The sequence below is a fragment of the Cellulomonas sp. NPDC058312 genome (assembly GCF_042880135.1).
Lineage (GTDB): Bacteria > Actinomycetota > Actinomycetes > Actinomycetales > Cellulomonadaceae > Cellulomonas.
On record NZ_JBHVZE010000003.1, the window covers coordinates 383,382 to 403,429 of the forward strand.

The window sequence follows — 20,048 nt, forward strand, 5'->3', positions numbered from 1 at the left end:
CTACCGGAGCTGGCGGCCGTACTGGTCGCGCCCGCCGCTGGACAGCAGCACGATCCCGTCGACGACGGCCCAGATCCAGATGGCCGGGGCGATGACGAACCCGATCAGGACGACCATCAGGACGCACCCCACGATGAACCCGAGCAGCTGCGCGAGACCGATGCCCACCTGCCCGGCGTACAGGCGGCCGACGCCGCAGACCCCGACGAGGGAGAGCAGCAGCTGCAGCAGGCCCGCGGTGGTCCGGTTCTTGTCCGACCACGCGACGCCGGTGTACGGGTCGACGCCGTAGGCGACGGGCCCGGCGGCGGGCGGGTACGCGTACCCGTAGTCGGGGCCGTAGCCACCGGGATGCCCGGCGTACGGCTGCCCGGCGTACGGCTGCTGGTACGGCTGCTGCTGGTACGGCTGCATCGCGGACGGCTGCTGCGCGTCCCAGGGCTGCGGGCCGCCCGGGGGCTGCTGATCGCTCATGTGCCGGACCCTAGCGCGACCTCGTCGCGGTGCCGGGGCCGTTCAGCCGTCTGCCGCGCGACAGGATGTGCACGCATCGCGACAGGTTGTCCCCCACCGGCCCCGGGCGGGCGTGGCAGCGGTTTGGCTGTCCCCGGGGTCCGGGACGAGCCGGGCGCCGGGACCCGGAACGAGGACGTCGCATGGTCGGTCGCATCCGCAGCGCGTGGCAGGGCTTCGAGGAGCGCCGGCCCGCGGTCGCGCAGCTCGTGCTGTTCACGGTGATCAGCCAGGGCATGACGGTGCTGCAGCTCGCGCTCATGCCGCTGTTCAAGTGGCTGTTCAACCAGACCCCGCTGGTGGAGGCGGCGTTCCAGGTGCTGCCGGTCAGCACGAACGCGGACGGCAGCACGTTCTTCGTGTTCGACTACCCGGCGGGGGCGTTGCCGCTCGGCGGCGGCGGGCTGGCGTACTTCCTCGCGGTGCAGCTGACGCTGCTGATCGCGCAGGTCATCAACTTCTTCCTCCAGCGCAACGTGGCGTTCAAGTCGAACTCCGACCCGCGGGTGGCGGCCGCCTGGTACGCGGTGGCGTACGTGGTCATCACGTTCCTGGCGGCGTGCCTGCAGGGGTTCTACAAGGACCCGATCTACCAGTGGATGATCGAGCGCTGGGGCGGCACCGGGGAGACGGCGGCGGACGTGGTCACGATGCTGATCAACGCGCTGATCTCGTACTGCGTGTTCTTCCCGATCTTCAAGATCATCTTCAAGAAGGTCCCGGAGCCGGCCGCCGAGCCCACCCCCGAGCCGGCCGCGTCGAGATAGGACGCCGACGCCGAGGTAGGACGTCGGGACGTCCTACCTCGGCGCGGCGGTCCTGTCTCGGCGGACCAGCGAGCGAGCCAGCCGGTCAGCCGTGGAGGGTTACTTCTTGACCGGGATCGACTGGGCCTCGAGGGCCGAGACCGTCTTGCCCTCGGCGGACTCGAGCGCCTCCGGGATGGTGCCCTGGCCGGACGCGGCGCTCTTCAGGCCGTCGGACACGTCGTTGTAGACCTGCGTCATGGTCGGGCCCCACACGAAGTCGGGGTTGACCTGGGCCGAGGCCTCGGCGAAGACGTCGTAGATCTTCTGGCCGCCGTAGAACTCGACGCCCTCCTGGAGCACGGGCAGCGACGCACCCTCCTTGGTGGCCGGGTAGATGTTGGCCTCCTCGTTGAGGATGGTCAGCGCCTCCTCGGACGTGTTCAGCCACAGCGCGAACTTCGTCGCCTCGTAGAGGTGGTCCGTGCCCTTGAAGACCGCGGTGGACGAGCCGCCCCAGTTACCCGCGGCGGCGTCGCCGGCCTCCCACTGCGGCATGGGCGCGACGGCCCACTTGCCGGCGGTGTCCGGCGCGCCGGACGCGATGGAGTTCGCGCCCCAGACGGCCGACGTCCAGGTCCACGCCTGGCCGGTGTTGTAGGCGTTGTCCCACTCGGTCGTCCACGCGGGAACGGTCGAGACGAGGTCGTCGGCGAGCAGGCCCTGCCAGTAGTCGGCGACCTTCTCGGACTCCGGCGAGGTCAGCGTGACGGACCAGCCGTCGGGGTCGTTGCTGAACCACTGGCCGTCGGCCTGCCAGACGAACCCGGCGAGCTGGTTGACGTCGGCGGTCGAGAAGTTGGTGATGTAGCCGCCGGCGGCCCGGACCTGCTTGGCGGCCTCGGCGTACTCGTCCCACGTGGTGGGGACCGCGATGCCGTTGGCCTCGAACAGGTCCGCCCGGTAGAACATCGCCATCGGGCCGGAGTCCTGCGGGACGGCCCACACGGACTCGTCGTCGCCGAGGGTGACCTGGCCCCAGGTCCAGTCGACGAACTGGTCCTGCGCGGCGACCACGTCGGCGCACGCGGACAGGTCGGTCAGGCCGTCCTGGACGCGGAAGTTCGGCAGGGCGTCGTACTCGATCTGGCCGAGGTCGGGCGCGTTGCCGGCCTTCAGCTGGTTGAAGAAGTTCTGGTAGGTGCCGCCGTTGCCGTTCGGCCCGGTCTGGACGGTGACCTGGATGTCGGGGTTGGCCTCGTTCCAGGCGTCCACGGCGACCTCGATGCCGGGGATCCACGACGTGTAGGACAGCTCGACCTTGCCGTCGGACGGCTCGCAGGCCGCGGCGTCGGAGCCGCCGTCGCCGGAGCCGCTGTCGCCGCCGGACGAGCACGCGGCCAGCGCGCCGACCAGGACGGTGGTGGTGAGCAGGGCGGTGACGCTCCTGCGCGTGCGGTGCTGCATGAGAGAGCTCCTTCTTCGTCGAGGGATGTGTCTCGGATGGGGTGGGGGGGGGACAGCAGGGGGTGGATCAGGCGGGCGGGGTCACTTGACCGACCCCGCACCGAGCCCGCCGCGCCAGAACCGCTGGAGCGCGAGGAACGCGACCACGAGCGGGACGATGGACAGCAGCGAGCCCACGAGCACGTACGTGTTGAGCTCGGGGATCTGGTTGAGCTGGGTGTTCCACTGGTAGAGCCCGAAGGTGACCGGGAACTTCCGCTCGTCGCGCAGCATGATCAGCGGGAGGAAGAAGTTGTTCCAGATCGCGACGAACTGGAACAGGAAGATCGTGACCAGCGCGGGCGTCATCAGCCGGATGCTGACGCCGAAGAACGTGCGCACCTCCCCCGCGCCGTCGAGGCGCGCGGCCTCGATGAGCTCGTCCGGGACGCTCGCGGCGGCGTAGATCCGGGCGAGGTAGACGCCGAACGGGCTGACGACGCTGGGCAGCAGCACCGCCCAGTAGGTGTCCGTGAGGTTGACGCGGGAGAACAGCAGGAACAGCGGCAGCGCGAGCGCCGTGGCGGGCACGAGCACCCCGCCGAGGACGACGTTGAAGATCGCCTCCCGGCCGCGGAACGCGTACTTCGCGAGGGCGTACCCGCACATCGAGGCCAGCAGGGTCGCGACGAACGCGCCGACGCCGGCGTAGAACAGCGAGTTGCCCATCCACTGGGCGAACAGGCCGTCCTTGTACGTGAGCACCGCGCGCACGTTCTCGACCAGGTTGAGGTCCGCGAACCACAGCGCGTTCGTGCTGAGCACGTCGCCGCGAGTCTTGGACGACGCGACCAGCAGCCACCAGATCGGCAGCAGGAAGTACACGGTGAACACGGCCATGACCAGCATCGCGGCCATCCGCGGCAGGACCGGGGTGCGGACCGAGCGGCCGGGCGAGGTGGCGGGCGCGGGGCCGCGCCGACGCGACTTCGCGGGGGGTGCGGTGAGCGTGGTCATCGTGCCTCCCGGCGCTGCGAGAACTTGAGGAACCCGAACGACAGGACGAACGTCGCGAGCGCCAGGACCACGGAGAACGCCGCGGCGAGGCTCGTGTTCGGCACCGCCGAGGTCGTGTAGACGGTCATGTTCGGCGTGAACGTCGAGGTGACCGCCGAGCTGAACGAGCGGAACACCTGCGGCTCCGCGAGGAGCTGGAGGGTGCCGATGATCGAGAAGATCGCGGTCAGCGAGATGGCGGGCAGCACCATCGGGATCTTGATCGACCAGGCGATGCGGGTCTGGCTGGCGCCGTCGAGGACGGCGGCCTCGGAGACCTCGCCGGGGATGGCGAGCAGCGCCGAGTAGATGATGAGCATGTTGTAGCCGACGTACACCCAGGTCACGACGTTCGCGATGGCCCAGATCACCAGGTCGGCGCCGAGGATCGGCACGTTCTGGGTCAGCGCGGTGAACGGCGACAGCTGCGGGGAGTACAGGAAGCCCCACATGATCGCGGCGATCACGCCGGGCACCGCGTACGGCACGAAGTAGGCGAGCCGGAAGAACTTCTTGCCCTTGACCAGCGGGGAGTCGAGCAGGAGCGCGAACAGCAGCGCCAGGCCGAGCATGACCGGCACCTGCACGACGCCGAACACGAGCACCCGGCCGATGGACGACCAGAACGCCTCGTCGGCGAACACCTGCTGGTACTGGGTGAGCCCGCCGAACACGGTGCGCGCGGCGCCGAACGTGCCGTCCCGCTCGACCGTGAGCAGCGACTGGTAGACGGCGTAGCCGATCGGCACGACGTAGAACGCCAGGAACAGCAGGCCGAACGGGGCGACGAAGAACGTGATCGCGCGGCCGTAGCGACGTGGCCGCGCGGTGCGGACCCCGGGGGTCGCGGCCGCGGGCGGCGCGGTGAGGGTGGTCATCGGACGGGCTCCTCTCGCAGGACGCGGACCGCACGACCGGGGACGACGAGCTCGACGGCGACGGCGGTGTCCGTCACGAGCTCGTGCCCCCGGGCGGGCAGGGCCACGTCGGTCGCGGCGTGGTTGACGAGGAAGGTCCACCGCCGGCCGTCGGCGGCGGCGCGCACGACGCGCTCCACCCCCGCGGCGGCGAGGTCCGGGTCGGTGGGGACGCCGGCGTCGGCCAGCACCCGGCCGGCGAGCGCGGCGAGGTCGGGTGTCTCGAGCGCCGTGCCGACGTACCAGGCGGCGCCGCGACCGGCGGCGCGCCGGGTGATCGCGGCCTCGCCGGCGGCGGGTCCGTCGGCGTACCGGGACAGCACCTCGGCGTCGACGACCTCGGAGCGCTCGCTCCAGAGCCGGGCGCGCTCGCCGGTGTCGAGGGTGAGCACCTGCTCGGGCAGGACGGGGGCGAGCTCCTCGACGCGGATGCCCAGCAGGTCGCGGAACGCGCCCGGGTAGCCGCCGAGCCGCACGGCGTCGTGCTCGTCGGCGATGCCGGACCAGAACGTCACCAGCGCGGTGCCGCCGTCCTCGACGTACCGGGTGAGCGCCGCGGCCTGCTCGTCGCGGACCAGGTAGAGCGTCGGGACCACGACCAGCCGGTAGCCGGACAGGTCCGCGTCGGCGCCGACGACGTCGACCGTCACGCCCTGCGCCCGCAGCGCGGTGTAGGTGGCGACGACCTGCTCGCGGTACCGGACGGCCGTCGACGGGACGTTCTCGCCGTCGACCGTCCACCAGGACTCCCAGCCGAACAGCACCGCGACGTCGGCCTGCACCCGGGAGCCGGCGACCTCGTCGAGGCGGTCCAGCACGGCGCCGAGCTCGACGGCGTCGCGCCACTGCCGGGAGGCGGTGCCGGCGTGCGGCACGAGGGCGGAGTGGAACTTCTCGGAGCCCTGCGTCGAGGCGCGCCACTGGAAGAAGCAGACGGCGTCGGCGCCGCGGGCGACGTGGGTCAGCGAGTTGCGCAGCATCTCGCCGGGACCCTTGGCGACGTTCACCGGCTGCCAGTTCACCGCGCCCGTGGAGTGCTCCATCAGCAGCCACGGCGCCCCGCCCGCGATCCCGCGGGTCAGGTCGGCGCTGAACGCCAGCTCGGTGGTCGGGTCGGCGAGCCGGTGGTCGAGGTAGTGGTCGTTCGCGACGACGTCGACGTGCGGCGCCCAGGTGAGGTAGTCGAGGTTCCGGATGTGGTCGGTGACCATGAAGTTGGTCGTGACCGGCACCTGCGAGTGCGCCCGGAGGACGGCGGTCTCGGCGCGCAGCTGGCCGAGCAGCTCGTCGGAGCTGAACCGGTGGAAGTCGAGCACCTGGCCGGGGTTGCGGGTGGACAGCGTGAGGCGCGGCGGCAGCACCTCGTCGAACGACCCGTACCGCTGGCTCCAGAACGTGGTGCCCCAGGCGGCGTTCAGCGCGGCGACGTCGCCGTAGCGGGCGCGCAGCCAGTCGCGGAACGCGGCCGCGCTGGTGTCGCACCAGCACAGGGCGTTGTGGCAGCCGAGCTCGTTGGACACGTGCCAGAGCGCCAGCGCGGGGTGGTCGCCGTAGCGACGCGCGACCTGCTCGACGAGGGCCAGCGACCGCTCGCGGTAGACGGGCGACGACGGGCACCAGGCCTGCCGGCCGCCGGGCCAGCGGGTCGTGCCGTCGGCGGCGACGGGCAGCACCTCGGGGTGCCGGGTGGTCAGCCAGGGCGGGGTGGACGCGGTGCCGGTGCCGAGGTTGGCGCGGACGCCGTGCTCGGCGAGCAGGTCCATCACCTCGTCGAGGTCCCGGAAGTCGTACTCGCCCGGGCGGGGCTCGACGGTGGACCACCCGAAGACGTTGATCGCGACGAGGTCCACGCCGGCGTCGCGCATCAGGGCGACGTCCTCGCGCCAGACGGACCGGTCCCACTGCTCGGGGTTCCAGTCACAGCCGAACGCGATGCCGGGGTGCGTGAAGGTCGGGGTCGACCGGGCGGGTGCCGGGTCGGTGACCGGGGCGACGGTGGTCGTCATCGTGCGCGACTCCTTTGTGTGCACGTGCACACACCACCACGGCCAAATCGCCCGATCCGGATGTGTGAACGTGCACACACTAACGACCTGAGTCCCGCTGTCAAGCCCCCCGGCGTCGCTACAGTGGCCCCGTGACGACCACCCCGCCCCGCCGCAAGCGCGCGACGGTGCACGACGTCGCCCGCGAGGCCGGCGTGTCCCGCGGGACGATCAGCCGGCTGCTGACCGGTGAGGGGTACGTCTCCGCCGAGGCGCGCGAGGCCATCGAGGCGGCGATCCGCAAGGTCGGCTACGTCCCCAGCACCACGGCGCGCAACCTGGTCCGGCAGCGCACCAACGCCGTCGGGTTCGTCGTGCACGAGCCGCACTCGCTGTTCCTCGAGGACCCGAACATCGGGGAGATCCTGCTCGGCGCCAACGAGGCGCTGTCCGAGGACGACTACCAGATGGTCTGCCTGGTCATCGGCTCGGACCGGGACTCCGAGCGGGTCGCCCGCTACCTGCGCGGCGGGTTCGTCGACGGGGCCGTCGTCGTCTCCGCCCGCGCCCACGACCCGATCACCGCCGTGATGCGCACGGCCCAGCTGCCGGTCGCGTTCGTCGGCCACCCGCCCGACCTCGAGGACCAGTCCTGGGTCGGCATCGACAACGTCGCGTCCGCCCGGGAGATCACCCGGCGGCTGCTCGCGACCGGCCGCCGCCGGGTCGCGATGATCGCCGCCGCGCTCGACCGCGACTCGGGCGCCGACCGCCTCGCCGGCTTCACCGCCGCGCTCGGCGACCTGTTCGACCCGGCGCTCGTCGAGCCGGTCGACCTGTACTCCTACTCCGCCGGCGCCGCCGCGATGTCCGCGGTGCTCGAGCGCGCCCCCGACGTCGACGGCGTGTTCGCGGCCTCCGACGCCCTGGCCGCCGGCGCGCTCGACGCCCTGCGCCGGGCCGGGCGCCGCGTGCCCGAGGACGTCGGCCTGGTCGGGTTCGACGACTCCGCGTGGGCCCGGCGCGTCACCCCGCAGCTGTCGACGGTCCGCCAGCCTGCCGCGGGGCTCGGTCGGGCGGCCGCGCAGAGCGTGCTCGCGCAGATCGCCGGCGAGCAGACCGGTCCCAGCGCGATCCTGCTGGACACCCCGGTCGTCTGGCGCGACAGCGCCTGACGGCTCAGGCGCGCCGCCGCGGGCCCAGCACCAGGGCGACGCCGGCCACCGTCGAGCCGAGCCCGCCCATCACGAGGTCGCCGACGGTGTCCCGGTAGGCGACGTGGATGCTCGGGTCGAGGTAGGTGTGCCCGAGGTACTCCCCCACCTCCCAGAGCACGCTCAGCCCGAGCCCGAGCGCCGCGGTCACGACCACCGACCCGGCGCGAGCCCGCGGACCGACCAGCGTGCCGGGGTCCGCCACGGCGCCCGTCCACCGCGCGACCGCCACGTGCGCCACCGCCGCGACCAGACCCGTCACCACCAGGTGCATCACGAGGTCGAGCCAGGCAACCGTCTCGTACAGGTCCAGCGCCCCGGACCACGCGGCCGCGAGCAGGCCGAGGCCGTAGGCGGCGTCCAGGCGAGGCCCGATCCCCGCCGCCACCGGCACGACGAGGCCCGCGAGCACGAGCGCGAGCAGCGCCGCGTCGACCGGCCCGCGCAGCAGGAGGGCGACGGCGGCCGAGAGCAGGCCGAGCACCCGGACCGCGCCGCCGGGGCCGCGCAGCAGCAGGCGGGGCACCTCGGGCGGCGCCGTCACCGCGGGTGCGGCTCCGGAGCGGGCTCGCCCGGGCCGGAGGCGGTCGTCGGCGGCGAGCCGAGGCGCGACGCCATGTGCCCCCCGAGGTAGGCGCTGACGCCGAGCACGCCGCCGGCGCCGAGCGACACGGCGACCCCGAGCCCGCGACGACCACCTCTGCGCAGCAGCCACGAGGCGCCGTACAGCCCCAGCGCCACGTCGTTCAGCGCGCCGTGCACCGTGCCGACCCGGAGCGTGCGGCGGTCCGACACGGCCCAGTCGGCCAGTCCGGTGACGACGGCCGGGACGGCGGACAGCACGCCGAGGCCGAGCAGCAGGTCGCTCGCCCGGCGCCGCCCGTCCCCGCCCCCGGGAAGCAGGTCGAGGACCGTCGAGCTCGCCCAGAAGCCGATCGGCAGGTCGGTCGTCAGCGGGTGCGCGGCGTGCCCGATCGGCCGGCCGTGCAGCAGGGCGGCGACCCGCGGCTGCGCGTGCAGCGCGGACAGCACCACCGGCCGGGCCCGGTCGACGGCGGCGTCCAGCCGGGTGGACCGCTCGAGCCGTCGGGTGAGCCGCAGCGGCAGGGCCTCGTCGTCGCTCATGGGGGAAGCATCGCCCGGCGCCCGCGGTCCCGCACGACGAGGGGATGGTCTACCGCGAGGTTCAGTGTTACGGTGAACCACATGGTTCACCACGAGGTCCTGGACGGCGTGTTCCGCGCCCTGTCCGACGCGACCCGGCGCGACGTCCTGGCCCGCCTGGGCGAGGGCCCGGCCACCATCGGCCAGCTCGCCGAGCCGCACGGCATCACGCTCACCGGCATGACCAAGCACGTCCGGGTGCTCGAGGACGCCGGGCTCGTGGTCACCCGCAAGGTCGGCCGGACCCGGCAGTGCCGGCTCGGCACCGAGCGGCTCGACGACGCCCTGTCCTGGATCGCGACCTACCAGCGCCTCTGGGAGCGCCGCCTCGACGGGCTGGACGCCTACCTCACCCTGCAGCGCGGCCGCGACGACGCGCCGCCGACGGAAGGACGACCGACATGACCACCGACGCGACCGACCTCGAGCTGCGCGCGCAGCGCCTGCTGCCCGCCACCCCCGAGGTCGTCTTCGACGCCTACACCGACGCCGAGCAGCAGCGGATCTGGTTCGCGATCCTCGACACCGAGCCCGGGATCGTCGAGATCGAGGTCGACCTGCGGGTCGGCGGGCAGCAGACCGCGGTCTGGGGCCCGAACCGGGACGAGCTGTTCACCGAGGTGCAGACGTTCCTCGAGATCGACCGGCCGCACCGCGTGGTCACCGAGTCCGTGGGCAGCTCCCCCGACGGGCAGACGATGACCACGCGGGTCGAGGTCACGCTCGAGGCCGCCGACGGCGGCACGCTGATGAGGGTGGTGCAGAGCGGGTTCCCGTCGGCCGAGGTGCGGGACTTCTTCGCCGAGCACGCGTGGGTCGGGGCGTTCGACCGCATCGCGGCCTACCTGGCACGGGGCTGAGGCGCAGGGGCACGGCGCCGGCCCCGGGCCGCGCGTGCGGGGTCGGGCCGGCGGACCTACCGTCGGCCCGACCGGCGCGCACCGCGCCGCACCCGACCCCCGGAGGCCCGCATGCCCACCGCCACCCTGAACGGCACCGTCCTCGCGGACGCGCCCGAGTCCGACGTCCTGCACATCGAGGGCAACGTCTACTTCCCGCCGTCGAGCGTGCGGGCCGAGCTCGTCGCCTCCCCGACGCCCTACACCTGCCCGTGGAAGGGCGTGTGCCAGTACTGGTCCGTCCGCGACGGCGACGCGCTGCGGACCGACCTCGCCTGGTCCTACCCGGACCCCTACCCGGCGGCGTTCGACCGGGTCGGCGCGGACTTCAGCGGCTTCGTCGCATTCGGCCCGGGCGTGTCCGTGTCCTGACCGCCCGCCGCGGGGGGTCAGCCCGCCCGCGAGGTCGAGGGTTCATGACGGGACCGGCCCGTGAAACCCTCGACCTCGCGCGAAACCCTCGACCTCGACGGGCGACGGGCGTGGGGGTGGGGGTCAGGTCGGGTTGGCGGGGGCGCCGTAGCGGAGGCCGTCGACGACGAGGTCGAGGAGGCCGCGGACCCGTTCCGCCCACCGGTCGGAGTCGGGGACGTTCCAGACGCCACCCATCGCCAGCATCACCTGCTCGCCGTCGACGTCCGGGCGGACGGTCCCGTCGGCCCGGCCCGCGGCGAGCAGCACCTCGATCGCGCCGATGATCCGCTCGCGCGTCTCCGCGAACAGCGACGAGTCCGACCCGGCGGCGGCGCGCAGGGCCGCGCCCATGCCGCGCTTGGCGGCGGCGTACCGGACGTAGCGCCCCATCCACTCGCGCAGGGACTCGACCGCCGGCCGGTCTGCCTCGAGCAGCGCGGGGGCGGCGTCGCACAGCGCCGTGACCTCCTGGCGGTAGGCCGCCTCGACCAGCGCGCCCCGCTCGGGGAAGTGCCGGTAGAGGGTGCCGATCCCCACGCCCGCGCGCTGCGCGATCGCCTCGAGCGGCGTGTCGCCGTCCTCGGCGAACGAGGCGGCGGCGACCTCGAGCAGCCGGGCGCGGTTGCGCGCGGCGTCGGCGCGCAGCGGCTTCTCGGCGGGCGTCGTGGACACGTGGACATTCCCCCTTGCGAACCGGAGGAACCTCCGGTTAAGGTCGACGGAGCGAAACGGAGGCTCCTCCGTTCCAGGGTACGCCGCCGGACGACCTCCCGTCGACGACGGCCGCGGCCCTCGCACCGCAGCACCAGGAGGCACCCATGGCCAGCACCTTCCACGGACTCTCGTTCGACGCCTACGACGCCCACGCCGTCGCCCGGTTCTGGGGCGCCGCGCTCGGCCGGGACGTCGCACCCGGCGCCAGCTCCGAGCACGCCGAGCTGGTGGCCGACGACGCCGCACCCCGGCTCGTCTTCGACCGCGTCCCCGCCGGCGGCGTGGTGCGCAACGCCCTGCACCTCGACCTCGTGACCGGAGACCTGGAGCGCGAGTCCGAGCGGCTCGTCCGGCTCGGCGCCCGGCGCGTCGGTGCCGTCGCCGGCGCGGCCCGCTGGGTCCGCCTCACCGACCCCGAGGGCAACGCGTTCGACCTCCTGCCCGCCGCCTGACACCCCGCTGTGCCCGCGCTGTGAGCGCGGGCACAGCGTCTCGGGATGCGGGGCCGATCACCGCGTGGGACTGTTCCCTCGTTCTGACCGAGACATGGAGGTGCCTGATGGGATTCTTCGGATTCCTGCTGCTGGGACTGATCGCCGGTGCGATCGCGAAGGCGATCCTGCCGGGCCGCCAGGCCGGGGGCTGGTTCGTGACGCTGCTGCTGGGCGTCATCGGCGCCCTGCTGGGTGGCTGGCTGGGGAGCGTGCTGTTCAACGCTCCGCTCGAGGACTTCTTCTCGATCCAGACCTGGCTGCTCGCCATCGGCGGCTCGATCATCGTGCTGCTGATCTACGGCGCGCTGACCGGCCGCAAGGGCGCCCGCGCCTGACCCCTGCCTGATCCCCCCCAGGGGGACGAGCCCGGTCCGGCGGTGGTGGGACACCACCGCCGGACCGTATGCCGGACCAGCCGGCGACCGGTGGGACACCGGCGCCGCGCCCGGCACGACGAGGGCCCGCACATCCGCTCGAGGCGGCTGCGCGGGCCCTCGCTGTCCGTCCGGGGACGTCGGCACCCGGACCGGAGGTCAGCCCTGGGGCGTGAGCGTGAAGCCGGGGCTGCCCGTCGCCGACGGGTCCGCGTCCAGGGTCAGGTCCGCCAGGAGCGTCGAGGTCGACTCCGGCACGAACACGGTCGCGCCCTCGGCGTCGATCACCTCGTCGCCCGGTGCGGCCTCGGGGACGAGCGCGAGCTCGAACGACCCGAGCTGCTGCTCGGACTCCGCGATCCGCAGGCCGCCGGAGTCCGGGAGCCCGGCGCGGGTGGTGAGGTCACGGACGGCGGTGCTGGCGTTCTCGGTCAAGGTGAGCACGGACGGCTCCTCTCGTTGCCGGTGGCGACCGCCGCACGCTGACGTGCCGCGGCCATCGGTCCCCACCACCGTGCGCAGCCCACGGCGAGGTCGCAACCGCGGGTCCGCTGGGCAAGACGGTGGCCGTCCGCTGCGCGGAGCGCGGTCGACAGGGGCGATCGGGTGCGGCACCCTGCGCACCCGGGACCGGCTGCGGAGCCGGGGCGCAGGGTCCCGGGACCCGTCAGCGGCGGTCGTCCCGGGGGCTCACCGGGGCGCTGCGGACCGAGCGGCGCGTCGGCGGCGCGGGGGTGCCGTCGTCCGGCTCGACGGCCGGCTGGACCTGGGTGACGCCGGTGGTCGTCGGCTCGTCGGCGTACGCGGGCAGCACCATCGTCCCGGAGTCGGCGGCCGGGGTGGGGTCGGAGCCCGGGGTGGGGTCGGAGCCCGGGGTGGGGTCGGAGGCTGGGGTGGGGTCGGAGGCCGGGGCCGGAGCCACGGCCGCCGAGGGGGCGGTCCTGCCCGACTCGCCCGGCGTGCCCGCCACGTCCGTCCGCTCCGCCGCGGGGTCGGCGTCGGCCGACGGCGTGGCGGGGATGGGTTCGGACGGGGGGTCCGCCGGGGGGTCCGCCGGGGCGTCCGCGAGCGGGACCGCGGCCGTGCCCGGGGCCGCGACCGTCCCGACCGGGCGGCCGCCCGACGAGCGGCCCGGGGTGGGCTCGGCCTCCTCGCGACCCTCCGCGGCGTGCTCCTCGCGCTCGGCGATGACGTCCTCGCCGGGTCCGGTGAACGACCGCGACCGCTCCATCGCCTCGACGCTGCCGGTGAACAGCCGGGCGTCGAGCTGACCCGTCTCCGGCCGCGCCTCGACCACCGCGTGCGCGCCGGTCGCCGGGCGCGACGGGCGCTCGGTGCGGGGCTCGACGGGAGGCAGGGGCGCGCCCTTCGTGGTCTCGATGCGGGTGCGCGGCAGCGCCTGCGGGGCGGCGCTCTGCAGGTACTGGACGAGGCCCTCGCGGATGTAGCAGCGCAGGTCGAACAGCGTGGGCGCGTCGACGGCGCTGGCGAGGGCCCGCAGCCGCACCCAGCCGCTCACCGCGTCGGTGACCTGGAGGATGCCGACGCGGTGGTCCCACAGGTCCGTGGCGGCGAGCAGGCGGTTCAGCTCGACGCGCAGCTCGTCGACCGGCACCTGCCAGTCGACGTCCAGCTCCACGGTGCCCAGCAGGTCCGCGGCGCGACGGGTCCAGTTCTCGAACGGCGTCTGCGTGAAGTAGGTCGACGGCAGGATCAGCCGGCGGTCGTCCCACACGTGCACCACGACGTAGGTGAGCGTGATCTCCTCGATGCGGCCCCACTCGCCGTCGGCGATCACCACGTCGTCCACGCGGATCGCGTCGGTGAACGCCAGCTGGAGCCCGGCGAACACGTTGGCCAGCGAGCTCTGCGCCGCGAGGCCGGCGACGATCGACAGCACCCCGGCGGAGGCCAGCAGGCTGGCGCCGAACGCGCTCACGCCCGGGAACGTCAGCAGCACCGCGGCGACCGCCACGACCACCAGCACGGCCACCGTGATCCGCCGGAGCAGCTGCACCTGCGTGCGGACCCGGCGCGCGTGCCGGTTGTCCTTCACGTCCACGCGGTAGCGCTGGAGCGCGGTGTCCTCGACGACGAACGCCAGCGTCCCGACCAGCCACGTCGCCGTGCCGATCAGGGCGATCAGCAGCACGTGCCGCACGACGCCCATCCACCCCGAGGCGTTCCACGTGGCGTCCGGCACCGACAGGGCCAGCGCCACCCACACCGCGATCACGATGAGCACCGCGCGCAGCGGCCGCTTGGCGCGCCGGGCCAGGTCCGCGGCGATCAGGGACTTCTTGGCGGCCGAGCGCACCAGCACCCCGATGACGACCGCGGCGAGCATCGCCGCCAGCACGCCGCCGACGACGGAGAGCACCGGGACGAGGACGTCCCGGGCGGTGTCGACCGTGTCTTCTTCCACTGCAGCAAGGATCACGCCGACCATCGGACCACGGCCCCCTGAGGACGACCACCCGAGCACCGACCCCCCGGCCGCCCCTCCCCAGGACCTGCACACCCCGGTCCCAGGTGCCGGGCTCAGGTGGTGAGGGCGATGGCGATCAGGAGCATCGTCACCAGGAAGCCGACCACCAGGTTCAGCCACAGGAACGTGCGCCAGCCGGCGTTGGCCCGCTCGCAGTCCTCGTCGCGGACCGACCAGAACCGGGCCGTGCTGACCGCGTAGGCCAGCGGCAGCACCGCGGCGAGCAGCCCTGGCCACGGCAGCACCAGCAGCACGCCGGCGGCGGCGACGTACGCGACGGTCGCGCCGACCACGGTGGCGTGCGCGCCGAGCACCGTCGCGACCGAGCCGATCCCGCCCTCGCGGTCCGCGCGGACGTCCTGCACCGCGCCGAACGCGTGGGACGCCATCCCCCACGCCACGAACGCCACGAGCACCGGCCACACCGACCGCGACCCCAGGTCCGCGTCGACCAGCACCAGCGCGTACAGCAGCGGTCCGACGAAGTGCATCGCCGACGTCGCGGAGTCCAGGACGGGGCGCTCCTTGAACCGCAGCACCGGGGCCGAGTACGCGACGACGAGGAACACGACCAGCGCGAGCACCAGCCCGGCGGCGAGCGACCCGACCGCCAGCAGGTAGACCAGGAACGGCAGCACCGACAGCGCGCTCGCCCACAGGATCCGCCGGTGCACCGAGCGCGCCGCCGACGGGTCGACCAGCGCGCCCTCGATGCCGCCCTTGCGGGGGTTGCGCAGGTCGGAGGCGTAGTCGAACACGTCGTTCACGCCGTACATCAGCAGGTTGTACGGGATCAGGAAGAACAGCGTCCCGATGACGAACGTGAGGTCGACCCGTCCCTCGGTCGCCAGCAGGTAGCCGGCGGCGAACGGGTAGGCGGTGTTGATCCAGGAGAACGGGCGGGACGCCGCGAGCACCTGCTTCACGCGGCACCCTCCTCGTCGGTGGTCGGTGCGGACGCGGTGGTGCGCGGACCGAGCACCGTCCACAGCACGGGCATCGCGAGCGCGGCCGCGATCGCGTAGGCGAAGTCCTCCAGGGGCGCGCCCCAGAGGTAGACGCCGAGGATCTTGTCCTCCGCGTAGACGTACAGGTCGGCGGCGATCATCAGGGTGTCGAACACCATCGTCAGCAGGCACATGGCCAGCGCCCCGAGGACGACCGGTCCGGGCCGCAGCCGGCGCAGCACCCGCCACGACACGGCGGTCAGCACCACGAGCACGATCACGTTGAGCACGATGTTGGTCACGGCCGCGCCTCCTGTGCCCGTGCCAGCGCCCGACGACCCCACCACCGGTCCAGCCCGCGCCAGACCAGCAGCGCGTTGTAGCAGAGCAGCGTGAGGAACACGGCTTCCTCGACGGGCAGCTCGGGGGCGAGCAGCAGCCCCGTCATGTGCGGGCTCTCGCCGCGGGCGAAGATCCCGAGCAGCAGGCCCGCGACGTCCCACAGCAGGAACCCGACGACGCCGATCCCCACGGTCAGGGCGGCGCGGCGGGGGGCGTCCCAGAACGCCAGGCGCCAGCGGCGGTCGATCACGGCGAGGCCGCCGAGGGACACCAGGAGCGCCCCCAGGTAGGCGAGTCCGATCACCGGCCGCCCGTCCCCGCGCCTGCCGGGCCGTGCTCGGCCCACGTGCCGCGGCGGCGCGCGGCGTCGAGGAACCCGGGGCGCAGCGGCGTCGGCAGGGGGCTCGGGGAGGTCTCCCCCAGCATCCGCTTCGCGACCAGCTCCGCGCCGATCAGGCACATCGGCAGCCCGACGCCCGGCACGGTGTTGCCACCGACGTGCAGCAGGTTGGGTACCCGGGGCGACCGGTCGGAGGGCCGGAACATCGCGCTCTGCGCGAGCGTGTGCTCCATCCCGAGCGCGGAGCCCCGCCACGACGAGAAGTCGCGCGCGAAGTCCGCCGGGCCCACGACCCGGCGGGTCACCACGCGCTCGCGCAGGTCCGGGACGCCCGCCCACCGGGCGATCTGGTCGAGGTACCGGTCGGCGTAGGAGTCGAGCTCCGCGCGGCCGGCCTCCCCCGCCCCGATCCCCGGGTCGGCGGGGAACGGCACCAGCACGTACAGGTTCTCGTGCCCGGCCGGGGCCGCGCCGGGGTCGGTCGCGCTGGTCCGCGACACGTACAGCGACGCGACGTCCGGGACCCGCAGGTCGCCCGGCGCCGTCACCCGGCCGGAGCCGAGGATGTCGTCGAAGTTGCCCTCCCAGTCGCGCGTGAAGAACAGGGAGTGGTGCGGCAGCTCAGGCAGCTCGCCGCGGACGCCCGCCATGATGAGCAGCGCGGAGATGCCGGGGCCCTTCGACTCCCACCAGGACGCCGGCAGGGTCCGGTGCTGCTCGGGCAGCAGCGCGGTCTCGGTCTCGTACAGGTCCGCGCCGGACACGACGACGTCGGCCTCGAGCACCTCACCGGACGCGAGCCGCACGCCACGGGCGACGCCGGTGCGGCGCGGGTGCCGCAGCGACCGGCCGGCGCCGTCGACCTCGACCCCGACGACCTCGGCCCCGGTGCGGATGGTGACGCCGTTCTTCCGCGCCAGCCGCTCGATCGCCTCGATGACCGTGTACATGCCGCCGCGCGGGTAGTAGACGCCCTCGACCAGGTCCAGGTGCGTCATCAGGGAGTACAGCGCCGGCACCCGGTACGGCGACGAGCCGAGGAACACCGCGTGGTAGCTGAGCGCCTGCCGGAGCACCGGGTGCTGCGTGACGCCGGCGACCTTGTCCGCGAGCGTCCGGGTCAGCAGCGGCGCGAGCGTGCCGACCCGGGTCGCCACGTCCAGGTCGACCGCGCGGTCCAGGCGCTCGAACGTCGTGTAGAGGAAGTGGTCGAGGGCCGTCCGGTAGGCGTCGGTCGCCTCGGCGGCGTACGCCCGCACGGCCTCGCCGGCACCCGGCTCGAGGGCCTCGAACGTCGCCCAGTTCCGCTCGGGGTCCGACGTCAGGTCGAACGGCTGCGACGGCTGACCCGCCTCCGGCTCGGGGAACAGCCGGTAGGCGGTGTCCAGCTTCACCAGGTCGAGGTGGTCGCGGATGTCCTCGCCGAGCAGGTCGAAGAAGTGCGCGAACACCTCGGGCATGAAGAACCACGACGGCCCGGTGTCGAACCGGAACCCGTCGACCTCGTGCAGCCCCGCGCGCCCGCCGACCCGCTCGTGCCGCTCCAGCAGGGTGACCTCGGCGCCACCTCGTGCGAGCAGCGCCGCGGTCGCGAGGCCGCCGATACCGCCGCCGACCACGACCACCCGGTTCGTCACGCCCTGCCTCCGTCGTCCGTCGTGCGCGCCGGCGAGCTGCCGGTCACGCGGTCCCGCACCGCACCCGCGGCCTGCTGGCCGACCACCCCCGCGAGGACCGCGAGCTTGCGCGGCGTGCTGACCCGCACGCGGCGCGCCAGCACCTCCTCGGGGGGTGTCGCCGCGAGGTCCGCGAGCAGTCGGTCGTACAGGGCCAGCGTCGCGGCCACGGCGGTCCGGGCGCGGCGCGGCAGCCGGGGCAGCGCCGCGCGCGCCCGGGCGAGGTCGTCGGCGATCTCGTCGAGGATCTCCGCGAGCTGCGCGTCCGTCGGGCCCGTGGGGGCGACGCCGGGGAAGTAGCACCGGCCGAGCTCGCCGGAGTCGGCGCCGAGGTCGCGCAGGAAGTTGATCTTCTGGAACGCGGCGCCCAGCGCGCGGGCGCCGTCGACGGTGTCCGCGTCGGGGCGCCGCACCGGCTCCCCCGGGCGTCGGTCGGCGTTGAGGAACACCTGCAGGCACATCAGCCCGACGACCTCGGCGGAGCCGTAGACGTACAGCAGGTACGACGCGCGGTCGTGCACCTGCACCGTGAGGTCGGCGCGCATGGACGCGAAGAACGGGTCGATCTCCGCCGGGCCGATGCCGGTCCGCCGGGCCGTGCGGGCGAACGCGTGCACGACGAGGTTGGTCGACCAGCCGGTCTCCAGGGCGCGCGCGGTCTGCGCCTCGAGCTCGTCGAGCAGCGCGCCGGCGTCGGCGCCGCCCCGGGTGTCGACGACCTCGTCCGCGATCCGGACCAGGGCGTACACGGCCTCGATGTCGCGGCGGGCGCGCGGGCCCAGCAGCCGGGTGCCCAGCCCGAACGACGTGGAGTACCCGGCGAGCACGGTGCGGCTCGCGCGGGCGGCGGTCCGGTCGTAGAGCGCGGCGGAGGCGGCGCGGACCCCGGCGGTCACGCGTCGACCCCGGCGAGCGCGTCGAGCAGGCCGGTCAGGTGGGTCGCGAGGTCCTCCGGCAGCCCCTCCTCCGCGGTGGTGCGCGCGGTGCGGACGGCGTCGGCGCGGACCAGGCGGGCCTCGTGCAGCGCGCCGGAGCCGACGAGCACGTCCCGCACCCGGGCCGCCCCCTCCTCGGTCAGGTCCGCGCGACCCACGGCGCCGTCGAGCACTGCGCGCTGGGCGGCGTCCGCGCGCAGGTACGCGAGGCGCAGCAGCTCGGTGCGCTTGCCCTCGCGCAGGTCCGACAGCACGGACTTGCCGGTGACGGCGGGGTCGCCGAACACGCCGAGCTCGTCGTCGAGCAGCTGGAACGCGACGCCGAACGCGGTGCCGAACCGGTCGAGCACCCCGAGCACCGCGTCGTCCGCCCCGGCGAGCACCGCGCCGGCGGCCAGCGGCGTGCAGCAGGAGTACACGGCGGTCTTCAGCTCGGCGACGCGCAGCGCGTCCACGGCGGTGGGGCCGTGCAGCGCGCCGGTCACGTCCAGCAGCTCGCCGGCCACCGTCGTGTCGACGGCCCGGGCCAGCTGCTGCACGACGCGCAGGCGGAGCTCGGCGTCGACGGGGGCGGCGACGACCAGGTCGAACGCGGCGGCGATCGCCAGGTCCCCGCCGAGCAGCCCGGCCGCGAGCACCGCGTCGTCCGCGACGGGCCCGACGACCCCGCGGGCGGCGAGCCGGCGCCGGGCGGTGCCGGTCACGTTGGGACGGCCGCGGCGGGTCTCGTCGTGGTCGAGGACGTCGTCGTGCACGAGCATCGCCGTGTGCAGCATCTCCTGGGCGGCGGCCACCGGGGCGACGGCGGCGACGTCCGTCCCGCCGAGCCCGAGGTACGCGGCGACGGTCAGGCGCGGCCGCATGAGGCGGCCGGCACCGAGCTGCTGGCCGACGGCCCGCCACAACGACGCGTGCTCGGCGGCGGTCTCCCGGGCGGCGGCGCGCCGACGGGCGACGTCGTCGACCAGCAGGGCGCGCACCACCGCCAGGGCGTCGTCGACGCGGTCGTCCAGCCCGGCCGGGGCCGCGCTGGTGCGCGGTGCGGCCGCGCGCGGGCGCGACGTCGGTGCGGATGCGACCAGGCTCGTGGCGCCCGGCGCGTCCGTACGGCTGCGGGCACTGCGCACGCGCGACCTCCCAGGGACTCGACCAAGATGCTCAGCATACTGAGCATCTCCAGCGGCACCACCGGAACCGCGGCGACCCGGCGGCGGGTCCGCCTCAGCGTGCACTCTGCCGCATGACCGGCTGCGACACGACTTGTCCGGCCCGTCGATTTCCGACGGCGTGCCGGGCCGTCGGCGGTCGGGCCAGCAAGAACGCACATGATCCAACGCATCCGCGCAGAAAGCACCAGCACCGCACGCAGGATCGCGCTACGCTG

General features: G+C 74.1%; 23 protein-coding genes. 7 read left to right on the plus strand and 16 right to left on the minus strand.

Features of this window, described 5'->3' with window-relative positions; genetic code table 11:
- Positions 1–474 (minus strand): hypothetical protein, encoded by a 474-nt coding sequence (locus ACFVXN_RS10685; RefSeq protein ID WP_389231528.1) that lies wholly within the window; start codon positions 472–474, stop codon positions 1–3.
- A gap of 182 nt (positions 475–656) precedes the next feature.
- Between ACFVXN_RS10685 and ACFVXN_RS10690 the strand changes: the two genes are divergently transcribed.
- Positions 657–1,280: a hypothetical protein gene (locus ACFVXN_RS10690; RefSeq protein ID WP_389231531.1), complete on the plus strand. Its 624-nt coding sequence runs from the start codon at positions 657–659 to the stop codon at positions 1,278–1,280.
- A gap of 99 nt (positions 1,281–1,379) precedes the next feature.
- On the opposite strand, the gene ACFVXN_RS10695 is transcribed toward ACFVXN_RS10690, so the two are convergent.
- The 4 genes from ACFVXN_RS10695 to ACFVXN_RS10710 form a co-directional block, all read right to left on the minus strand.
- Complete coding sequence (locus tag ACFVXN_RS10695) at positions 1,380–2,726, minus strand: ABC transporter substrate-binding protein (protein ID WP_389231534.1); 1,347 nt, start codon at positions 2,724–2,726, stop codon at positions 1,380–1,382.
- A gap of 81 nt (positions 2,727–2,807) precedes the next feature.
- On the minus strand, positions 2,808–3,722 hold the full coding sequence (locus ACFVXN_RS10700) for a carbohydrate ABC transporter permease (RefSeq protein ID WP_389231537.1): 915 nt from the start codon (positions 3,720–3,722) through the stop codon (positions 2,808–2,810).
- Positions 3,719–4,639: a carbohydrate ABC transporter permease gene (locus ACFVXN_RS10705; RefSeq protein WP_389231540.1), complete on the minus strand. Its 921-nt coding sequence runs from the start codon at positions 4,637–4,639 to the stop codon at positions 3,719–3,721. Before ACFVXN_RS10705 ends, ACFVXN_RS10700 begins: the two co-directional genes overlap by 4 nt.
- The gene (locus ACFVXN_RS10710; RefSeq protein WP_389231543.1) at positions 4,636–6,684 is read right to left on the minus strand and encodes a beta-galactosidase; all 2,049 of its coding nucleotides are present in this window, start codon (positions 6,682–6,684) and stop codon (positions 4,636–4,638) included. Before ACFVXN_RS10710 ends, ACFVXN_RS10705 begins: the two co-directional genes overlap by 4 nt.
- A 131-nt stretch (positions 6,685–6,815) precedes the next feature.
- Between ACFVXN_RS10710 and ACFVXN_RS10715 the strand changes: the two genes are divergently transcribed.
- Positions 6,816–7,838, plus strand: coding sequence for a LacI family DNA-binding transcriptional regulator (locus ACFVXN_RS10715; protein ID WP_389231546.1), 1,023 nt, complete (start codon positions 6,816–6,818; stop codon positions 7,836–7,838).
- A 4-nt stretch (positions 7,839–7,842) separates the two neighbouring features.
- Here ACFVXN_RS10715 and ACFVXN_RS10720 read toward each other — a convergent pair whose 3' ends face one another.
- Both ACFVXN_RS10720 and ACFVXN_RS10725 read right to left on the minus strand, forming a co-directional pair.
- Positions 7,843–8,421 carry a hypothetical protein gene (locus ACFVXN_RS10720; RefSeq protein ID WP_389231549.1) on the minus strand — a complete coding sequence of 193 codons (579 nt, stop codon included), beginning with the start codon at positions 8,419–8,421 and terminating at the stop codon, positions 7,843–7,845.
- Positions 8,418–9,002, minus strand: a complete 585-nt coding sequence (locus tag ACFVXN_RS10725; RefSeq protein WP_389231552.1) for a DUF2231 domain-containing protein — start codon at positions 9,000–9,002, stop codon at positions 8,418–8,420. Before ACFVXN_RS10725 ends, ACFVXN_RS10720 begins: the two co-directional genes overlap by 4 nt.
- 81 nt (positions 9,003–9,083) lie before the next feature.
- Here ACFVXN_RS10725 and ACFVXN_RS10730 point away from each other — a divergent pair, with 81 nt between their 5' ends.
- The 3 genes from ACFVXN_RS10730 (at position 9,084) to ACFVXN_RS10740 (ending at position 10,312) form a co-directional block, all read left to right on the plus strand.
- Complete coding sequence (locus ACFVXN_RS10730; protein ID WP_389231556.1) at positions 9,084–9,446, plus strand: ArsR/SmtB family transcription factor; 363 nt, start codon at positions 9,084–9,086, stop codon at positions 9,444–9,446.
- Positions 9,443–9,901, plus strand: coding sequence for an SRPBCC domain-containing protein (locus ACFVXN_RS10735; protein ID WP_389231559.1), 459 nt, complete (start codon positions 9,443–9,445; stop codon positions 9,899–9,901). The genes ACFVXN_RS10730 and ACFVXN_RS10735 overlap by 4 nt, the downstream gene beginning before the upstream one ends.
- Positions 9,902–10,012: 111 nt before the next feature.
- Entirely contained in the window at positions 10,013–10,312 is a 300-nt protein-coding gene (locus ACFVXN_RS10740; protein WP_389231562.1) for a DUF427 domain-containing protein, read from the plus strand.
- Positions 10,313–10,435: 123 nt separating this feature from the next.
- Here ACFVXN_RS10740 and ACFVXN_RS10745 read toward each other — a convergent pair whose 3' ends face one another.
- A complete protein-coding gene (locus ACFVXN_RS10745) occupies positions 10,436–11,026 on the minus strand; it encodes a TetR/AcrR family transcriptional regulator (RefSeq protein WP_389231564.1) in 591 nt (196 codons plus the stop codon).
- 146 nt (positions 11,027–11,172) lie between these two features.
- On the opposite strand from ACFVXN_RS10745, the gene ACFVXN_RS10750 reads away from it, so the two are divergent.
- Both ACFVXN_RS10750 and ACFVXN_RS10755 read left to right on the plus strand, forming a co-directional pair.
- Positions 11,173–11,520: a VOC family protein gene (locus ACFVXN_RS10750; RefSeq protein ID WP_389231567.1), complete on the plus strand. Its 348-nt coding sequence runs from the start codon at positions 11,173–11,175 to the stop codon at positions 11,518–11,520.
- A 107-nt stretch (positions 11,521–11,627) separates the two neighbouring features.
- The gene (locus tag ACFVXN_RS10755) at positions 11,628–11,897 is read left to right on the plus strand and encodes a GlsB/YeaQ/YmgE family stress response membrane protein (protein WP_389231570.1); all 270 of its coding nucleotides are present in this window, start codon (positions 11,628–11,630) and stop codon (positions 11,895–11,897) included.
- A gap of 198 nt (positions 11,898–12,095) precedes the next feature.
- Here the strand turns inward: ACFVXN_RS10755 and ACFVXN_RS10760 are convergent, their stop codons facing one another.
- The 8 genes from ACFVXN_RS10760 to ACFVXN_RS10795 form a co-directional block, all read right to left on the minus strand.
- Positions 12,096–12,380, minus strand: coding sequence for a hypothetical protein (locus tag ACFVXN_RS10760; protein ID WP_389231573.1), 285 nt, complete (start codon positions 12,378–12,380; stop codon positions 12,096–12,098).
- A gap of 223 nt (positions 12,381–12,603) precedes the next feature.
- Complete coding sequence (locus ACFVXN_RS10765) at positions 12,604–14,361, minus strand: mechanosensitive ion channel domain-containing protein (RefSeq protein ID WP_389231577.1); 1,758 nt, start codon at positions 14,359–14,361, stop codon at positions 12,604–12,606.
- Between the two features lie 116 nt (positions 14,362–14,477).
- Positions 14,478–15,350 carry a prenyltransferase gene (locus ACFVXN_RS10770; protein WP_389231580.1) on the minus strand — a complete coding sequence of 291 codons (873 nt, stop codon included), beginning with the start codon at positions 15,348–15,350 and terminating at the stop codon, positions 14,478–14,480.
- Positions 15,347–15,673, minus strand: coding sequence for a lycopene cyclase domain-containing protein (locus tag ACFVXN_RS10775; protein WP_389231583.1), 327 nt, complete (start codon positions 15,671–15,673; stop codon positions 15,347–15,349). Before ACFVXN_RS10775 ends, ACFVXN_RS10770 begins: the two co-directional genes overlap by 4 nt.
- On the minus strand, positions 15,670–16,017 hold the full coding sequence (locus ACFVXN_RS10780; RefSeq protein ID WP_389231586.1) for a lycopene cyclase domain-containing protein: 348 nt from the start codon (positions 16,015–16,017) through the stop codon (positions 15,670–15,672). Before ACFVXN_RS10780 ends, ACFVXN_RS10775 begins: the two co-directional genes overlap by 4 nt.
- Positions 16,014–17,690: a phytoene desaturase family protein gene (gene crtI, locus ACFVXN_RS10785; RefSeq protein ID WP_389231589.1), complete on the minus strand. Its 1,677-nt coding sequence runs from the start codon at positions 17,688–17,690 to the stop codon at positions 16,014–16,016. The genes ACFVXN_RS10780 and crtI overlap by 4 nt, the downstream gene beginning before the upstream one ends.
- Positions 17,687–18,625, minus strand: a complete 939-nt coding sequence (locus ACFVXN_RS10790) for a phytoene/squalene synthase family protein (RefSeq protein WP_389231591.1) — start codon at positions 18,623–18,625, stop codon at positions 17,687–17,689. Before ACFVXN_RS10790 ends, crtI begins: the two co-directional genes overlap by 4 nt.
- Entirely contained in the window at positions 18,622–19,791 is a 1,170-nt protein-coding gene (locus ACFVXN_RS10795; protein WP_389231594.1) for a polyprenyl synthetase family protein, read from the minus strand. Before ACFVXN_RS10795 ends, ACFVXN_RS10790 begins: the two co-directional genes overlap by 4 nt.
- Positions 19,792–20,048: the final 257 nt, after the last annotated feature.